This is a genomic window from Flaviflexus salsibiostraticola (assembly GCF_003952265.1).
Lineage (GTDB): Bacteria > Actinomycetota > Actinomycetes > Actinomycetales > Actinomycetaceae > Flaviflexus > Flaviflexus salsibiostraticola.
This window is the reverse complement of the sequence record NZ_CP034438.1, coordinates 1,460,480-1,477,959: the sequence shown is the minus strand read 5'-3', so window position 1 is coordinate 1,477,959 and position 17,480 is coordinate 1,460,480. Positions and strand designations below refer to the sequence as shown.

Sequence of the window (17,480 nt, the reverse complement as noted above, 5' to 3'; positions counted from 1 at the left end):
GCTGACGAACGCCCTGGACGATCAGCTAGTTATGAGGAGAACAATGAGCCCTGATGTTGTCACCTTGGGTGAAGTGATGGGAACCCTGCGATTCTCGGGGCAATTCGGAGTCGGAACAACGGTCACCCCGTCACTCGCTGGGGCGGAGGCGAACGTATCCATCGCTCTAGCTCGGCTTGGTCATCAGGTCCAGTGGGTCGGCAGTCTGGGACAGGACACTTTCGGTGAAGGAATCCTCAAGACTCTCCGTGGAGAGAACGTCGGTGTTGACCATGTCGTCATGCGATCGGAACCGACGGGACTTCTCGTATCCAGGAGAGTCAGCCTCGAAACGAAACGCGTTGACTACCATCGTTCCGGATCGGCCGGCAGGATCTTCTCAGCTGAGCAGGTAACGAATGCGTTGGCTGAACAGCCCAAGCTTCTACACGTCACAGGCATCACCCCCGCACTCGGTGACATCGCTCGCGCCACAGTCACCGAGGCCGTCCGTGAAGCCAGGGAGAGGGGCATCGTTGTCTCCTTCGATATCAACTTCCGGCGGAGACTGTGGGATGTCGAGGCGGCGCGGCCCGTTCTGTCAGATCTGGCACGCCAGGCTGACATCGTATTCGGTGGGACGGACGAGTTTGAGGTCGTCACCGGAGAAGGTGACCCATCGCTGGCTTTGGAGAAGATGTCCGGCATGGGTGTAAGAGAGGTTGTCTGGAAGTCATCCCACTTGGCAAGAGCTCTGACTGCGGACGGCGTCAGCGCGGTGCCCAATGACGTCGTCCAGGCAGTCGACCCCATCGGAGCGGGTGACGCATTTGTTGCAGGCTACCTGTCGGCATGGATCGAGGGACGGGCTGTCGAGCAGCGTCTCAAGAGAGCTCACACACTGGGCGGAATCATTGTCGGCATCGACGGCGACTGGGAAGGTCTCCCGACACGGAGAGAGCTGACCACACTCGAATCCAGAGCTCAGGACGCAGTCCGCAGCGGAAGCGTCGAACGTTGAGGTATCCATTGACCAGAGGAGTTTCCATGCAGGTCGAAGAGATCTTTGCCCGAGCAAAACTTGTACCAGTCGTCGTCATCGACGATGCCGCCAACGCGGCGAGACTCGCGGACGCGATGGTGGCGGGCGAACTTCCAGTTGCTGAGGTGACATTCCGGACTGCCGCCGCCCCCGATGCGATCCGTGCAATGTCTCAGAATTCAGAGATGGTGGTGGGCGCCGGAACCGTGCTCTCAGTCGCCCAGGCAGAGCAGGCACTGGAGGCGGGAGCAGAGTTCATCGTGTCGCCAGGCCTTGCCGACGATGTTGTCGAATACTGTCAGGGGCGCGGTGTCCGAGTATTTCCTGGGGCAACATCAGCAACGGAGATGACGGCTGCAATCAGCCGCGGGCTGTCGGTGGTCAAGTTCTTCCCCGCCGAAGCGAACGGTGGGGCGGCAGCCATCAAAGCGTACAGCGGCCCATTTGGCCAGCTGCGTTTCATGCCGACAGGCGGGATCTCGGAGCGAAACCTTCACGAATACCTGTCACTCTCTCAGGTGCTTGCCGTCGGTGGTTCGTGGATGGTTCCGCAGCGAGCGATTGCCGAGGGTGACTTCACGACCATTGAGGGGCTCTGCCGCGATGCAGTGTCCCTTGCGAATTCCCTACGGAAGGACTGAACAATGCCTTTTGAATTGCGGCCGGCCGACCGCGTTGCCTATGACATCGTGTCACTCGGAGAGGTCATGCTCCGGCTCGACCCCGGTGATGCTCGTGTGCACACTGCTCGCACATTTATGGCTTGGGAGGGCGGAGGTGAGTACAACGTCGCGCGAGGCCTGCATCGGTGTTTCAGGAAGCGCTCCGCCATCGTCACCGCACTTGTGGATAACGGAGTCGGTCGACTCATCGAGGATTTCGTGTATCAGGGTGGCGTGGACACGTCACTCATCAAGTGGGTCGAAGATGACGGCATCGGCAGACAGAGCCGCAATGGTCTGAACTTCACCGAGCGTGGATTCGGTGTGCGGGGCGCGGTTGGAGTCTCAGACCGAGGTCACACCGCCGCCTCACAGCTCAAAGTCGGAGATATCGACTGGGAGCACGTGTTCGGAGAACTCGGTGCTCGCTGGTTCCACACGGGCGGCATCTACGCCGCACTATCGGAGAGTACGGCGGATGTTGTCCTCGAAGCGGTCCAAGCCGCTCGCAGGCATGGCACCGTGGTGTCGTACGACCTCAACTATCGACCGTCGCTTTGGCGCTCGATTGGTGGTATCCAACGCGCCCAGGAGGTCAACCGCGCGATCGCGCCCTACATCGATGTCATGATCGGCAATGAGGAGGACTTCACGGCTTGTCTGGGTCTCGAAATCGAGGGAGTTGACGATGCTCTCACTTCGCTTGAAGTCGATTCCTTCCATCGCATGATTGAGAACGCGACGGAGCAGTTCCCCAATTTTAAAGCCGTCGGAACGACTATGCGTTCTGTGAGGTCGGCCTCGAGGAACGACTGGGGTGCGGTTGCATGGTCCAAAGATGACGGTCTCGTCGAGTCGATTCACCGACCCGATATGGAGATCTTCGACCGCGTCGGTGGTGGGGATTCGTTTGCTTCAGGTCTGATTTACGGGCTGCTCGAAGGGGAGCCGATCGCGAAGGCAGTCGAATACGGAGCGGCGCATGGCGCGCTCGCGATGACCACACCTGGAGATACCTCAATGGCGACAAGAGAAGAAGTTCTTCGACTCGCAGAAGGAGGGTCTGCCCGGGTCCGGCGTTAGTTCCGTCATTCAAAGAACCACAGCGAGGCGCGAGCGGGCCCAGCATATGACTGCTGGCGTCATGGTGCCGGATGTCGGGCGAGTCTCTGTCGCGAGTCTACCGGGCAAGGTTATTAGTCACAGGAAAAGCCTGACTAAGGTCCCTCACAACGTTGGTTAGCCATACCTAACATTGAGGTATGAAGCTCAGTTCATGGCCGCTGCGCCAGCAGGCCCGAGTCGTCTCGCTGGGGATCTCAGCCGATCGCCTCCGCGCACGGGAGTTGGGGCTGCGTCCCGGTTCCGTCGTTCGCATCACCCAGCGCACGCTGTTCGGCGGGACCGTGGTCGATGTGGCCGGCACTCGGCTCGCCCTCGACCGAGCATCAGCCTCCCACATCCTCGTAGAGCCCCTCGAGGGCGTCCCCATGCCGAGGAGCATGTCATGAGCTGCTCTCACTGCGAGCCTGGAGACTCCCGCGTCGCGACGATCGTCGGAAGCCCCTCAGTTCTTCTTGTCGGCAACCCCAACGTCGGCAAGTCGACCCTCTTCAACCGGCTCACCGGCGCGCGGCAGGAGATCCGCAACGCGCCGGGCACGACCGTCGACCTGACGACGGGTGGATGGAGCATCGACGGACAGCCCCTGACCGTCATCGACTCGCCCGGTACCTATTCCCTCCTCGCGCGCTCGGCCGACGAGAAGGTCGTGACCGACCTTCTCGTCGGCGGCATCGAGGGTCATGCACCGGACCTGGTCGTCGCCGTGCTCGACGCCACCGCGCTCTCACGCTCGCTCTACCTGCTCGGCCAGCTGTCCAAGGCCGGCCACCCCGTCGTTGTGGCGCTGTCGATGGTCGACGTTGCGCGGAGCGAAGGTGTCGAGGTCGACGCGGCGGCGATGGGGGGAGTCCTCGGTGTCCCCGTCGTCGAGATCAACCCCCGCCAGGGCGAGGGTCTGGACGACCTGACGGCGGCGATCCGAACCGGCCTCCAGATCGAACCCCGCCTGCTTGGTCCCGACGCGAAGGCGTGCACGTGCGCCGACGGAGGAGAATGCTGCTCGCTGTCGACCGCAACGCCATCGGATGCCGCCACACTTGCCGAGCTTCTGGCCGATGCCGATGACGTCTTCACCTGGGTCGAAGTTGTCACCTCCCGGCTCGGCGCCTCGAGCCCCCGAGTTGAGACGACGTTCTCGGACCGCGTCGACCGCGTGCTCCTCCACCCGATCGCCGGAGTCGCCGCCCTCCTCGCGGTGCTGTGGGGACTGTTCGAACTGACGACGAGCGTCGTCGCGCCGGTCATGGACTGGACGGAGGGATTCGTCGGCGGGCCGCTGACAACCGCGGCGCTCGCGATCACGGGAGCCGTCGGACTTGGGGAGACCTGGGTCGAATCCCTTCTCATCGACGGCGTGCTGGCCGGTGCGGGCGTCGTCTTCTCATTCGTTCCGCTCATGTTCATCATGTTCTTCGCGCTCGCCCTGCTCGAAGATTCGGGTTATCTCGCCCGGGCCGCACTGCTGGCCGACAGACTCATGCGGGCGATCGGTCTGGACGGACGGGCCGTACTTCCCCTCATTGTCGGTTTCGGATGCAACGTGCCTGCGCTAGCGGCGACAAAGGCTCTCCCCAACTCGGCTCACCGAACGGTGACGGCGCTCCTCATCCCGCTCACCTCCTGCGCGGCGCGGCTGACGGTCTACATCCTCATCGCCGCCACCTTCTTCCCGGACCACGCCGGCACGGTCGTATTCGGTATGTATGTCGCCTCTGTCCTCCTCGTCATCGCCGGCGGACTGCTGCTCAAGGTGATCTTCAAGGACGATTCGAGCACGGACCCCCTTCTCCTCATCCTGCCCGCCTACCAGAAGCCGCGGGTGCTCACGGTCGCCGGCTCGGCGGCACGCAGGGCCTTCGCCTTCCTCAAGGGTGCGGGCGTGACAATCATCGTCATGCTCACCCTCATGTGGGGCCTCATGGCGATCCCCGTCTCGGGCGACCACAGCATTGGCGATGTGCCGGTCGCGGACTCGCTCTACGCCGAGATCGCCGAGACCGTGGCACCAGTCTTCGCCCCCGCGGGCTTCGACGACTGGCACGCCTCGGCCGCCCTCATGACGGGCTTCGTCGCCAAAGAGACTGTCGTGGCGGCGCTGTCGCAGTCCTACCAGGTCGACGAGCCTGCTGAGAACTCCTATGACGATGCTGAAGGATCAGATCTCGGAGCGCGCCTTCGGGCCGACTTCGATGAATCCTCCGGCGGCCACGGTGGAGCCGCCGCCCTCGCCTTCCTCGTCTTCGTCCTCGCGTACACACCCTGCGTCGCGACCCTCGCCGAGCAGCGCCGGATCCTCGGAACGAAGATGACGGTGGGCGCGTTCGGGGTCCAGCTCGTCCTTGCCTGGTTGCTCGCCGTCGCCGTCTTCCAGATCGGGGCGCTGCTGTGAAATCGCGGGTGCTGAGTGCGCTGACGCGGGGCGGGAGCGTCGCGTCGGTCGCCCGGACCGCCATGGTGGACCCTGAGCTCGTCCGCATCGCCATCGATCACCGTGAGCGTCTCGGCCTGGTCGATGATCGCTGCCGCAGCGCCTGCGCCGCACTCGACGAGAAGGCCGCCGTGCCGGTCGGATGTCGGGGATGTCCGCTCATCGCTGTCCGCAGGATGTAGTGCCCGGTACTGGCCGTTTCTCCTGTGACACACTTAGGCCATGACGACGATCGCGACAGTGGCAGACAGGCTTTCGGGGCTTCTCGACGGCGAGGTTGAGAGCGGGACGCGACGCCGTGCCGAGTACTCGACGGACGCGTCGAACTATCGTGTCGTGCCCCAGATCGTGGCTTTCCCGCGCTCATCCGAGGACATCGTCGCGGCGCAGAGCTTCGCCCGCGAGGAGGGCATGCCGCTCACTGTGCGCGGCGGCGGCACGTCCGTCGCCGGCAACTCGATCGGCACCGGCCTTGTCCTCGACCTGTCCCGGCATCTCGATCGCGTCATCTCGATCGACCCGGAGGCCCGCACGGCACGCGTCCAGCCGGGCACCGTCCTCACCACCCTCCAGAAGGAGGCGGCCCTCCACGGGCTGCGGTTCGGTCCGGACCCGTCGACCTCGAACAGGGCCACGATCGGCGGCATGATCGGCAACAACGCGTGCGGTCCGCACGCGGTCGCATGGGGCAAGACCTCCGACAATATCGTGAGCCTCGACGTCGTCGATGGCCTGGGGCGGCAGTGCACGGCCGAGAAGGGCACGCAGGTCGCCGGCCTCAGCGAACTCATCGACGCGAACCTCGCCCTCATCCGCACCCACTCCGGCAGGTTCTCCCGGCAGGTGTCGGGGTACTCGCTCGAGCACCTCCTCCCCGAGCGGGGACGGGACCTGGCCAAGCTCCTTGTCGGCAGCGAGGGCACTCTCGCAACCGTGCTCGAAGCCGAGGTCTCCCTCGTTCCGATCGCGTCCGGCGCCACCCTCCTCGTCCTCGGCTATGAGGACATGATCCGTGCGGCCGACGCCGTTCCCCGCATCCTTCCCCTCAGGCCGCTCGCGGTCGAGGGTCTCGACAGGCGTCTCGTCGACATCGTCGAGCGCGCCCGCGGCGGGGTCCCGGCGTTGCCGGACGGCGGGGGATGGCTCATGGTCGAGGTCGGCGCCTTCGAGGGCGAATCCGACGAGATCGTCGCCGACCGGATCCAGGCGGTGCTCGCGGCTGCAGGAACAGACTCGTACAGGATCGCGCCCCAGGGCCCCGAGGCGCAGGCGCTGTGGAAGATCCGCGCCGATGGCGCCGGTCTCGGCGGGCGTTCGCCGCGCGGGCGCGAGGCGTGGCCGGGCTGGGAGGACTCCGCCGTCCCGCCCGAGCGGCTCGGCGAGTACCTGCGTGACATGACCGCGGTCATGGCCCGCCATGACGTCGACGGCATCCTCTACGGCCACTTCGGCGATGGCTGCGTCCACGTCCGAATCGACATGCCGCTGTCGGACACGAGCGGAGTCCCGAAGACACGGGCCTTCCTCGAGGACACGGCGGACCTCGTCGTTTCGTACGGCGGCTCGCTGTCGGGCGAGCACGGCGACGGCCGTGCCCGGTCCGAGCTGCTCGAGCGGATGTACAGCCCGGAGATGATGGGGCTCTTCGCGCAGGTGAAGAACCTGTTCGACCCGGCCAGGTCCCTCAACCCCGGCATCATCGTCGACCCGGATCCGCTCGATGCGAACCTTCGCAGGCCCTACGCCCGGCCGTTGACCGGCGGCGGGGTCAAGGGGGGCGGGTTCGCCTATTCCGAGGACGGCGGGGACTTCGCGACGGCGGTCCACCGGTGCACGGGCGTCGGCGCCTGCCGCGCCGACATCCCCGGCGGCTTCATGTGCCCCTCCTTCAAGGCGACGAAGGATGAGAAGGACGTGACCCGCGGCCGCGCCCGCATCCTCGAAGAGGTCGCCAACGGCCGCCTCATTGCCGACTGGGGCTCCGACGAGGTCATCGAATCGCTCGATCTGTGCCTGGCCTGCAAGGCCTGCTCGCGGGACTGCCCAAGCGGCGTCGATGTTGCCCGCTACAAGTCCGAGGTGCTCTACCGCGCCCACAAGGGGAAGATCCGGCCGAAGCTCCACTACCTGCTGGGTCAGCTGCCGCGCTGGACGAGCCTCGCAACCATCCTTCCCCCCATCGCCGCGATCGCGAACCGTGTCATGCGGGTTGACCCGATCAAGCGGGCTGTCTTCACCGTCGCGGGAGTGGACGCCGAGCGGACCATGCCCGCCCTCGCCACCGAACGCTTCTCCCGCTGGGCGAAGAAGAGGGGGCTGGCGAGCACCGCGAAGAAGAAGCACAGTAGGTACGTCATGCTGTGGGCGGACTCCTTCTCGGAGACGCTCGACACCGAGGGTGCGAAGCACATGGTCAAGGTCCTCGAGGGCGCCGGCTACACCGTGCTCGTCCCGAAGAAGCCCGTGTGCTGCGGGCTGACGTGGATCACGACGGGCCAGCTCGATGGGGCCCGCGCCCAGCTGACCGAGCTGCTGAGTGAGCTCGCGCCGTTCGCCAAGAACGGCATCCCCATCGTCGGCGTCGAGCCCTCGTGCACGGCGGTCCTCCGCGACGATCTTCCGGAGCTGCTCGCCGATGATCCGCGCAGCCGCATCGTCGCCGAGAACACGTACACCCTCGCCGAGCTCCTTCTCGCCCCGGCCCCCCTTGGCCCGGAGAAGCTCACTCTGCCGGACCTGTCCGGGACGACGATCGTCGCCCAGCCGCACTGCCACCACTACTCGGTCATGGGATGGCGCACGGACGCCGAACTGCTCGCCCGCACCGGCGCCGAGGTTGTCGAGCTGGCCGGCTGCTGCGGCATGGCCGGGAATTTCGGTATGGAGAAGGGGCATGCGGAGATCTCCCGCCAGGTCGCGGAGAATGCCCTTATGCCGGCCCTTCGGGGGAACCCGGACGCGGTGTTCCTTGCGGACGGATTCTCGTGTCGAACACAGGCTGAGAGCCTCGCGGGCAGGGACGGGATCCACATTGCGACTCTGCTCTCCCCCGATGGGGAGGGAAGCTGATGTACCCTGGAGGCTGTCCCTCCTGAACATTCTTGGCCCAAGAAAAGGTGACGTATGCCCGTCTTCTCGCTGGATAACGGTCGGCTGAGCCCGGCACGATCTTCTCTCACACACAGTGAAGAAATTGTCCGCGAGACCCTCATGGCGGTGCGCGATCAGGTGGTCGAGCTCATCTACCGGCCCGTCTTTCCCGTCGCCTGGCTGACGGAGACGAGCAGGGGACCGGGTCGGCACACGTCGCTCGTCGCGCTCGACCCGTCCAGCAAGACGGTGACCATCGATGTCGTCGAGGATCTCGATGCCTCGATTCTCATGGCCTCCCTCGCCCGCGCCTCGCGCCACGAGGAGATTCCGAGCGGTGCACTCTCCGGCCTCTACCCGCGCGGTGTCGCGGCCTTCCGCAAGGACTGGCAGGAGTTCCAGGACTCGTGCCCGACGGGGATGGAGGACCACCCGCGCCTCATCATCCTCGCCGTCAACGTCGCCGATGAGGTGAGGGCCGCTCTCGACACGCTCGTCGGGGCCAGCATCGAAGTCCACCGAATCGATCTCCACGAGTCCCGCTCCGGCATCCTCGTCTCGCTCGAGCAGGTCCGGCCGCACGAGGCCTCCTTCCTCGCGATCGGCCAGGCCGTCCGCCGCGGGGAACTGACCGCGCCCACCTCCGAGACGGGTGATGCCCCGACGGCCGACAGCGGGGAGATGCCCTCCCTGTCGTCCTCCGAGTCCCCCGACACGGCAGCCGACGTCGAGACTGACTCCGAGCCCGACGGTGTCGTCTTCGTCAGCCGAGGCGACGTCGCCATCCCAGCACGCCAGCCCTTCACCGCGACAGACGACGAGGCCCCCGAGAGTGCGTCGTCATCCGATGACGACGTGGTGAGCCCGGGCGACGACTCGTCCGACGCAGAAACCGAGACACCACTCGACGACTCCCAGCCCGAGTATTCCGAGCCTGATTCCGCCGAGCCCGATGACTCCGCTGTCGCAGAGGACTCCTCGACCGATGATGCTGTCGCCGACGGCCCGGCTCTCTCGGAGTCAGACGACGACGGCGATAGTGTCCGTGCGCGTGCGGTCCTCAGCGAGGAGGCGATCTTCGCGGACTCGCTCGGACGGCCCGCCTCCCGCCGCCGGGACGCCCGTGCGGTGCGCGAGGAGTTCACGTTCCACTCGGTCGGCTTCAGTGGTGATGGTCGGACCCTTGAGGGCGCCGACGAGCGCGGCTCCGTTGCGTGGCCCGTGCGCGAGACCGAGCTCCAGAAGATCGTGGCCCGCCACGGCGAACAGTCGTTGACCTTCAAGTCTCTTCGCCGCAGGATCAATGCAGCGGCGGTTCTCGACGCCTCGGGAGAGATTGTCCTCGAGAACGGGGAACGGTTCACCGATCCCGACGCCGCGGCGAGCGCCGTCGCAGGCCGGGAGATGGACGGGTGGAAGAACTGGCGCACCCGCGAGGGACGCAGGCTCGGAGAGCTGCGCTTCTGATCAGCGGGGTGGCTGCACGTAGGCGCGCAGCCACCTTCTCATCTCCCCAAAGGCCTGACTGCGGACCGGGGCCCGTGACAGGGTGACGTCGTGGATGGCGCCCTCGAGGCGAACCAGCGTCGTGACCCGGCCAAGGGAGGGCACGCGCCGCCAGATCTGCTCGACATCGAGCACAGTATCCGCCGCCCTCATGTTCGGCGACCACTTGTCGGAGAAGATCGTCCTGTTCGACGTGATGACGAACGTGGGGCAGGAGATGTCGAGCCCCTTCGATACGAGGCTGTGGCCCTGGAGGATGGCGCTGAGCCAGCCGGCCCGGACCGGGGTCGAGGGGGAGCGCCGCCACTCATGGTTGAAGTCCCAACCCGTCGTGAATGGGTCTCCATCATCGTCGATGAGCTCCGCCTCGTCCCGCCATCCGGTGAGCGAGCGCTGGTAGAAGCCGGTGTCGGGGACCGGCAGGATCGCGTCGGGGGAGAACTTCGCGAGGGAGTCGAGCAGGGGAGTGCCGAGCTGCCGGACGAGCGTGGCGCCCTGGAACTCGAGCCACGGAGCGTTGAGGAGGAGCCCGGACAGGGCTCCCGGGTGCCGGTCCGCCCACAGGGCGGCCGTGAGGCCGCCGGTGGAGTGCCCGTAGAGGACGAGGGGGATGCTCCAGCCATGCGCCTCGTGGATGATGTCGCGGGCGGCGTGGATGTCCTCGTCATAGTCCGAGAGGGACGTGATGAAGCCGGGGGACTGATGCTCCCGCTGGGACCGGCCATACTTGCGCAGGTCGATCGCATAGAAGGCGCCGCCCGCCGCGGAGATCACGCGGGCGAGCTCGGCCTGGTAGAAGTAGTCGTTCCAGCCGTGGATCGCGAGCATCGCGAACGTCGGCGCCGTCGGCGTCGCCGGCCTGGCATGCGGGTCCTCGGCGGGCACGTGCCGGACGATCGTGGTGACGACCGCCCCCTCATCGTCATCGAGCAGCGGGAGTGTGACGGACTGGAAACCTGGACCTAGGTGTAGTTCCTCGGGAGGTTGTGAACGCTCGAGTTAGATGAAGACCTCCGGCAGGATGTGGGTTACCACACTCGCATCCAGTAACCGGAGGTCTTCATGTCCCACGCTAACGCACCATTGACCCCTGTGGGCAGGCAGCGCCTGGCTTCTCTGATCGTCGATCAGGGATGGTCGATCCGACGCGCAGCGGAGCGATTCCAGGTCTCACCTGCCACCGCATCGAAATGGGCGTCCCGATACCGCGCGGGTGAACCTCTCGTGGATCGTTCCTCGCGCCCGCATCACTCACCCATGAGGCTTGCGGAGCGGCGCGAGCACCGCATCATCAGCCTGCGGTTCACCCGCCGGTGGGGACCGCACCGGATCAGCTACCACCTGGGCATCCCGCGGTCCACGGTCGAACGCGTCCTTACCCGGTACCGGATGCCTCTGTTAGCGCATGTGGATCAGGCAACAGGGCTGCCCGTCCGTAAGCCTCGCCCTGTGCGCTACGAGAAACAGCGTCCGGGCGAGCTTGTGCATGTCGACATCAAGAAACTCGGCCGCATCCCTGACGGTGGTGGACATCGCATGCTCGGACGCGCCAACGGCAAGCGTAACCGTCGCCATGGCGTCGGGTACGCGTTTCTGCATCACGCGGTCGATGACTACTCGCGTCTGGCCTACTCCGAGATCCTTGCCGACGAGAAGAAAGAAACAGCCGCCGCGTTCTGGCACCGAGCGCGCATGTTCTTCGCCCAGGCCGGAGTGACCGTTGCGGCGGTGATGACCGATAACGGGTCTTGTTACCGCTCTCGAACGTTCGCAGCCGCGCTCGGACCTGATGTGAAACATCGTCGAACTCGTCCGTATCGGCCCCAGACCAACGGGAAAGTTGAACGTTTCAACCGCACCCTCGCCACCGAGTGGGCCTACGCCCAGATGTACGAAAGCGACGGAGCCAGGGCCGCAACGTACAGCACCTGGCTCCACCACTACAATCATCACCGACCCCACACCGGAATCGGAGGACAGACTCCCTCAGACCGTGTTCACAACCTCACTGGGAACTACACCTAGGACATCGGGTGACCACATGAGCTCATTGTGTCAGCTGACGGCCCGCGGCGACTCTCCTTGGAGGAAACCGGAGAGCAGATCAGTCACCTGGTCGTTCTCGACGAGGAAGCCGTCGTGGCCATGATCGGAATGGATCGTCACGAGCCCTTCACACCCCGGCAGCGCCTCTGCGAGTCGCGCCTGATCGGCGGGATGGAAGAGTCGGTCCGTGTCGACGGCGACGACAAGGGCACGTGCCGTCATCTCGCTCAGGACCCTGTCGACCCCGCCGCGGCCGCGACCGATCGAGTGGGTGAGCATGGTCTCCGTCAGGGTGAGATAGGAGTTGGCGTCGAAGCGCGCCGCGAGTTTGTAGCCGTGATAGTCGAGGTAGGACTGGACGGAGAACCTGCCGCCCGCCATCGGGTCCTCGCCCTCCTGGGGCGTCCGGTCGAACCGAGTGTCGAGCTCGGTCGGACATCGGTACGTCGTGTGCGCGATCGCCCGGGCGAGGCCGAGCCCCGCATGGGGTCCGTTGCCGGCCGGGGCGTCGTAGTAGTCCCCGCCGCGCCACGCCGGGTCCAGCTTGATCGCAAGGATCTGCTGGTGGGCGTAGGCGATCTGCTCGGCCGTCGTCTCGGGGGCGGAGACGAGCACCGCGAACTGCTCGACATGGTCCGGGTAGGTTGCGGGCCATTCCATGACCCTGTGGCCGCCGGCCGATGCGCCGGCGACGAGATGCCAGTAGGGCACGCCGAGGTGGTCCATGAGGGCCTTTTCGGTGTGGACCTGGTCGCGCACCGTCAGCCGCGGGAAGCGGCGTGCCCACGGCTTGCCGTCTGGGTGGCGGGAGGCAGGGCCCGTCGTGCCCTGACAGCCGCCGAGAACGTTGGGGACGACGACGAAGTAGCGGTCGGTATCGATCGCCCGGCCCGGGCCGACGATGCCGGGCCACCAGCCCTCGGTGCCGTCCTCGCTGCGGACGTGGGAGTCGCCGGTCAGGGCGTGGCAGAGGAGGATCGCATTGGAGCGGTCCTCATTCAGCTCGCCCCACGTTTCGTAGGCAACGGTGACATCGAGCGAGTCGCCCGACTCGAGGACCTGGGTGCCGAGGTGGACGAACCGACGGTCCCCGGGATCGTCCCCCTCCCGCCATGCCCCGCTGGCGGGCAGGAGGCGCATCCGGGCATGCGGATAGTAGCCGGTGTCCGCATCCGGAATCGGCGCGGCATCGGTGATGCGCAGCGGCGGGTGGCCGACGAGGTAGGAGGGGGACAGATCCATGTCAGAGCCTGTCGAACGACTGCGAGAGGTCAGCGATGATGTCGTCGATGTGCTCGAGTCCGACGGACAGGCGGATGAGGCCCGCGGGCGCGCCGGCGGACTCCAGCTCCGCCTCTGTCAGCTGCGAGTGCGTGGTCGAGGCGGGGTGGATGACGAGCGAGCGGACATCACCGATGTTCGCGACGTTTGAGTGGAGCGTGAGGCCGTCGACGAACCTGACCCCGGCCTCCTTGCCGCCCTTGAGGACGAAGGCGATGATCGAGCCGGCGCCCTTCGGCGTGTACTTCTGGGCGAGATCGTAGTAGGGCGAGGAGGGCAGGGACGCCCACGTGATCGACTCGACCTGATCGTGGCCCTCGAGGAACTCCGCAACCTTCCGGGTGTTCTCGAGGTGCTTCTCCATGCGCAGGGACAGGGTCTCGACGCCGAGGCCGATGAGGAAGGCGTTGAACGGCGAGATTGCCGGCCCCATGTCCCTCAGGAGGGTGGTGCGGATGCGGGTGACGAAGGCGCCCGCGCCGAGGTCGCCCCACGTGATGCCGTGGTAGGACGCATCGGGCTCCGACATCGTCGGGAACCGGCCCGACTTCCAATCGAAGTCGCCCTTCTCGATGACGACGCCGCCCATCGACGTGCCGTGCCCGCCGAGGAACTTCGTTGCCGAGTGGATGACGACGTCCGCGCCGTGCTCGAAGGGGCGCGTGACGTAGGGGGTGGCGATCGTGTTGTCGACGATGAAGGGCACACCCTCTGCGTGCGCAGCATCGGCGATCGCCTCGAGATCGAGCACCGAGCCGCGCGGGTTCGGGATGGTCTCGCCGAAGAACAGCTTCGTGCGCTCGTTCGCGGCCGCACGCCACGAGTCCGGGTCGCTCGGACCCTCGACGTACGTGACGTCGATTCCGTAGCGGGTCAGCGTGTGGGTGAGGAGGTTGAGCGTTCCGCCGTACAGCCATGGACTCGCCACGACGTGATCGCCGGCCTGGGCGATGTTGAGGATCGCGAGCGTCGTGGCCGACTGGCCGGAGGCGAGGAGGAGGCCGGCGGCACCGCCCTCGAGAGCGGCCAGGCGATTCTCAATCGCGGCCTGGGTGGGGTTGGTGATGCGGGTGTAGATGTTGCCGGGCTCGGCCAGGGCGAAGCGGCCAGCGGCCTGTGCTGCATCGTCGAAGACGAATGCCGTCGACTGGTAGATGGGAAGCGCGCGAGCGCCAGTCTCTGAATCAGGGGTTTGGCCCGCATGGATCTGCAGGGTCTCGAAGTTCCAGTTCGCTTGGGTCATGATCTCTCTCATTGCATAAGGGAGTGCCAAAGTTGTGTAACAACTCCAGCCTCACGGATAAATGGCTGGGCCGATGCAGACGCGCATCGGTGCGCGTCGGCTTGAAGCAGGACGCGCGTCAGTTACACATTCGGAACATGACCTCGACCATAGGCGGCGGATCCGAATCCGGCAAAGCGACCGGGGGTCGGTCTCACTCATCGGACGAGCGCCCATAAAGAGAAGACTCCCGAACCCCCACCCCACCAAGGTGACGTTGGTCACATTGCAGAATGATCGCGACAGAGCCCTATTCTGTCACGGCAGTTTTGCCGCAGAATCTCGCCATCGCGGCGCTCCTGTTACGGATGTGACAGATGTGAATGCTGTGAAGATTGAAATAGATGTTTCGAAAAGGTCACAAGTGGTATAGCGTCAGTATCGGAAAAGAATCTGTTGACGACGCAGTCAAGACGACACGCCGACGAGGCGAGGAGAAATACGTGGCCAGAAATAGCAGGCGCGCCGTACAGGCCGCTTTTGCCGTGGCTATCGCCGGAAGCATGGTCCTCCTGGGCGGCACCGCCGTTCTCGCAGACGACGCTGACGACAGCACGGCTCCCGCGTCCAGTTACATGGAGATGTCGCTCGCGCAGCTCGAGGCGGAGCTCGCCTCCCTGTCTGCAGAATCGACCGCGCTCGCGGAGGCCGCGGCCCAGGCCGAGAGCGACCAGATCCTCGCGCAGGCCGAACTCGCCGAGTCGATCACCGACGCCATCGACAAGCAGGAGGCGGCGAATGCCGCCCTCGAGGAGGTCGATGAGGCGCGAAAGAACCTCGGCAGCGTCGGCGCGGCGATGTACAGGGACGGCGCGAATGCCGTGCCGTTCGGCAACTACCTCTCCGCGAGCTCACTCCAGGAGGCGAACGAGCGCCAGCTCGCTTACGACCGTCTCGGGCAATCAGCCGAGAGCAGGCTCCAGGAGTTCGAGGCGAAGCTCAACCTGGCCGAGGCCATGGAGGAGCAGGCGGCGGCAGCCGCCGAGGCCCAGACTGCCGCAGCAGCCCAGGTTGACGACTCGGCGCGCGACGCCGAGCATGCATTCCGCGCCGCCGCCGAGCAGCTGGCCGAGGCCGAGGGTCGCCGTGAAGCCCTCATCGTCGCCATTGCCGAGCAGAAGGGCGTCGAGGCGGAAGAGGAGCGAGCCCGCATCGCCGCTCTCGAAGAGCAGCGGATCGCCGAGGCGGAGGAGTCGCGCCGCGTCCTCCTCGAGGAGACTCAGGCCCAGGCCGCCGCCCAGCAGGAGGCCGCGGCTATCCAGTCCTCGGCCAACCAGCAGTCCCGCGAGCCGCAGGCACCCGCGCCCGCACCGGGGCCCGCACCTACTCCGTCGCCGGCCCCTGCGCCGGCACCCACGCCAGCACCGGCACCGGCGCCAGCGCCTGCTCCCGCGCCAGCGCCTGCTCCGGCACCAGCGCCTGCTCCGGCGCCTGCTCCCGCGCCAGCGCCTGCTCCCGCGCCAGCGCCTGCTCCGGCTCCGGAGCCTCCGCCCGCGCCGAAGCCCAGCTCGAACGTTCGCAATTCGATCGTGGCCTATGCCCGACAGTTCGTCGGAGCGCCGTACGTCTGGGGCGGTATCACCCCCGCGGGTTGGGACTGCATCGGCTTCGCGTACTTCGTCTACTCCCACCACGGGATCACTGTTGCCCGGTCCTCGTACGGAGCCCAGTTCAACGGCACCCAGGTCCCGGCCTCACAGGCTCGCCCCGGCGACCTCATGTGGTGGCCCGGCCACGTCGGCATCTACACCGGCAATGGCTCGCACATCGCGGCCTGGAACCCGTCGATGGGCACTCAGGAGCGTGCGGTCTGGGGCAGCCCGATGTACCGCAACGTCGTCGGCGACTGATTCGTGGACTGGGGCGGGCCATTGGCCCGCCCCAGTCCTATGTCCGGAATTGCCGGCATGCCGGTTCCCCTACAATGTGAATCCTCAAGAGGTGAGGCGAGGCAATGATGGACAGGCCGCTCAGCGCGGGGCACCGGATCCTGTTCGCCGCCGCCCAGCTCGCCGCTCTGTCTGCAGTCGCGTACACGGGCACGATCGTCGGCGAGCTCCCTGCCGAGGTGCCGATCCATATCTCTCTTACGGGCGAGACGAACGCCGTGGGACCCCGGTGGCTGGTCTGGTCTGTTCCGATCGCCATGTCGATCCTCGTCGCTGCCCTCTGGCTTCTCGCACGCTTCCATGCCACGGCGACGGCGCACGGTCAGGAGCTCAGTGCCGAGGCTAAGGGCGCGCTGATCGGTCCGATGCGAACGATGCTGGGAGTTCTTGCTCTCTCCGTCGCAGCGCTTGCCTGGGAGGCCCCGCTGGCCCAATCCGAACGCTTCGCAGCACCGCCGGGGCTCAGCGCCGCGATCGCTCTGGCACCTCTCGTCATCGTCCTCCTTGGCATGATTCGCCTGCGTCGGGGGGCACAGACAGACCCGGATGTCGACTGAGCGACACCCGGGTCATGCAAGGAGGCGGTTGGAGGTGACCTCTGTGGTCAGCCCTCAGTGATCGTCGTAATAGCCCTGGTCGATGGCACGCTGGTAGGAGGCGCGGATCTCCTCCTCGGCAGCCGCACGGTCCACCCAGTGGGCTCCCTCGACGGACTTGCCGGGTTCGAGATCCTTGTACACCTCGAAGAAGTGCTGAATCTCGAGGCGATGGAATTCGGAGACATCATCGATATCGACGCGCCACGAGGCGCGCTGGTCACCGGAGGGAACGCACAGCACCTTGTCGTCGCCGCCCGCCTCATCCTTCATGCGGAACATGCCGAGCGCCCGGCAGCGGATGACGCAGCCCGGGAATGTCGGCTCCTCCAGAAGGACGAGCGCGTCCAGCGGGTCGCCATCCTCTCCGAGGGTGTCGTCGATGAAGCCATAGTCGTCGGGGTAACGAGTGGCGGTGAACAGCATACGATCGAGCCGGATGCGCCCAGTCTTATGATCGACTTCGTACTTGTTCCGGTTGCCTTTGGGGATCTCGATGGTGACATCGAACTCCAACATGACGCCTCCTTTGGCTCCAGGTTCCTTTGTGGTGA

At 65.9% G+C, this 17,480-nt stretch carries 15 protein-coding genes; 11 read left to right on the top strand and 4 right to left on the bottom strand.

All coding sequences use genetic code 11. The annotated features are described in order from the left end of the window. Positions 1-43 precede the first annotated feature (43 nt). The 8 genes from EJO69_RS06815 to EJO69_RS06780 all read left to right on the top strand — a co-directional run bounded on the left by EJO69_RS06815 (position 44) and on the right by EJO69_RS06780 (position 9,793). Entirely contained in the window at positions 44-1,000 is a 957-nt protein-coding gene (locus tag EJO69_RS06815) for a sugar kinase (protein ID WP_164519893.1), read from the top strand. Positions 1,001-1,026: 26 nt separating this feature from the next. Next, positions 1,027-1,662 carry a bifunctional 4-hydroxy-2-oxoglutarate aldolase/2-dehydro-3-deoxy-phosphogluconate aldolase gene (eda, locus tag EJO69_RS06810; RefSeq protein WP_126040465.1) on the top strand — a complete coding sequence of 212 codons (636 nt, stop codon included), beginning with the start codon at positions 1,027-1,029 and terminating at the stop codon, positions 1,660-1,662. Between the two features lie 3 nt (positions 1,663-1,665). Continuing rightward, complete coding sequence (locus EJO69_RS06805; protein ID WP_126040463.1) at positions 1,666-2,766, top strand: sugar kinase; 1,101 nt, start codon at positions 1,666-1,668, stop codon at positions 2,764-2,766. 179 nt (positions 2,767-2,945) lie between these two features. Next, complete coding sequence (locus tag EJO69_RS06800) at positions 2,946-3,194, top strand: FeoA family protein (protein WP_126040462.1); 249 nt, start codon at positions 2,946-2,948, stop codon at positions 3,192-3,194. Then, positions 3,191-5,197, top strand: a complete 2,007-nt coding sequence (gene feoB / locus EJO69_RS06795) for a ferrous iron transport protein B (protein ID WP_126040460.1) — start codon at positions 3,191-3,193, stop codon at positions 5,195-5,197. The genes EJO69_RS06800 and feoB overlap by 4 nt, the downstream gene beginning before the upstream one ends. After that, the gene (locus EJO69_RS06790; protein ID WP_126040458.1) at positions 5,194-5,418 is read left to right on the top strand and encodes a hypothetical protein; all 225 of its coding nucleotides are present in this window, start codon (positions 5,194-5,196) and stop codon (positions 5,416-5,418) included. The genes feoB and EJO69_RS06790 overlap by 4 nt, the downstream gene beginning before the upstream one ends. A 40-nt stretch (positions 5,419-5,458) precedes the next feature. Continuing rightward, positions 5,459-8,305: an FAD-binding and (Fe-S)-binding domain-containing protein gene (locus EJO69_RS06785; protein ID WP_126040456.1), complete on the top strand. Its 2,847-nt coding sequence runs from the start codon at positions 5,459-5,461 to the stop codon at positions 8,303-8,305. Between the two features lie 147 nt (positions 8,306-8,452). Continuing rightward, on the top strand, positions 8,453-9,793 hold the full coding sequence (locus EJO69_RS06780; RefSeq protein ID WP_126040454.1) for a DUF4357 domain-containing protein: 1,341 nt from the start codon (positions 8,453-8,455) through the stop codon (positions 9,791-9,793). Here the strand turns inward: EJO69_RS06780 and EJO69_RS06775 are convergent, their stop codons facing one another. Continuing rightward, positions 9,794-10,717 (bottom strand): alpha/beta hydrolase, encoded by a 924-nt coding sequence (locus EJO69_RS06775; protein WP_245993531.1) that lies wholly within the window; start codon positions 10,715-10,717, stop codon positions 9,794-9,796. Positions 10,718-10,894: 177 nt separating this feature from the next. On the opposite strand from EJO69_RS06775, the gene EJO69_RS06770 reads away from it, so the two are divergent. Further along, on the top strand, positions 10,895-11,857 hold the full coding sequence (locus tag EJO69_RS06770) for an IS481 family transposase (RefSeq protein WP_126037551.1): 963 nt from the start codon (positions 10,895-10,897) through the stop codon (positions 11,855-11,857). A gap of 30 nt (positions 11,858-11,887) precedes the next feature. On the opposite strand, the gene metX is transcribed toward EJO69_RS06770, so the two are convergent. Both metX and EJO69_RS06760 read right to left on the bottom strand, forming a co-directional pair. After that, the gene (gene metX, locus EJO69_RS06765; protein ID WP_245993839.1) at positions 11,888-13,018 is read right to left on the bottom strand and encodes a homoserine O-acetyltransferase MetX; all 1,131 of its coding nucleotides are present in this window, start codon (positions 13,016-13,018) and stop codon (positions 11,888-11,890) included. A 103-nt stretch (positions 13,019-13,121) separates the two neighbouring features. Continuing rightward, positions 13,122-14,402 carry an O-acetylhomoserine aminocarboxypropyltransferase/cysteine synthase family protein gene (locus EJO69_RS06760; RefSeq protein WP_126040448.1) on the bottom strand — a complete coding sequence of 427 codons (1,281 nt, stop codon included), beginning with the start codon at positions 14,400-14,402 and terminating at the stop codon, positions 13,122-13,124. A 482-nt stretch (positions 14,403-14,884) separates the two neighbouring features. On the opposite strand from EJO69_RS06760, the gene EJO69_RS06755 reads away from it, so the two are divergent. Together EJO69_RS06755 and EJO69_RS06750 are read left to right on the top strand one after the other, a co-directional pair. Next, positions 14,885-16,291, top strand: coding sequence for a C40 family peptidase (locus tag EJO69_RS06755; protein ID WP_126040446.1), 1,407 nt, complete (start codon positions 14,885-14,887; stop codon positions 16,289-16,291). A 104-nt stretch (positions 16,292-16,395) separates the two neighbouring features. Beyond that, entirely contained in the window at positions 16,396-16,887 is a 492-nt protein-coding gene (locus EJO69_RS06750) for a DUF1648 domain-containing protein (RefSeq protein WP_126040444.1), read from the top strand. 54 nt (positions 16,888-16,941) lie between these two features. Here EJO69_RS06750 and EJO69_RS06745 read toward each other — a convergent pair whose 3' ends face one another. Beyond that, on the bottom strand, positions 16,942-17,442 hold the full coding sequence (locus EJO69_RS06745) for an inorganic diphosphatase (protein ID WP_126042411.1): 501 nt from the start codon (positions 17,440-17,442) through the stop codon (positions 16,942-16,944). Positions 17,443-17,480: the final 38 nt, after the last annotated feature.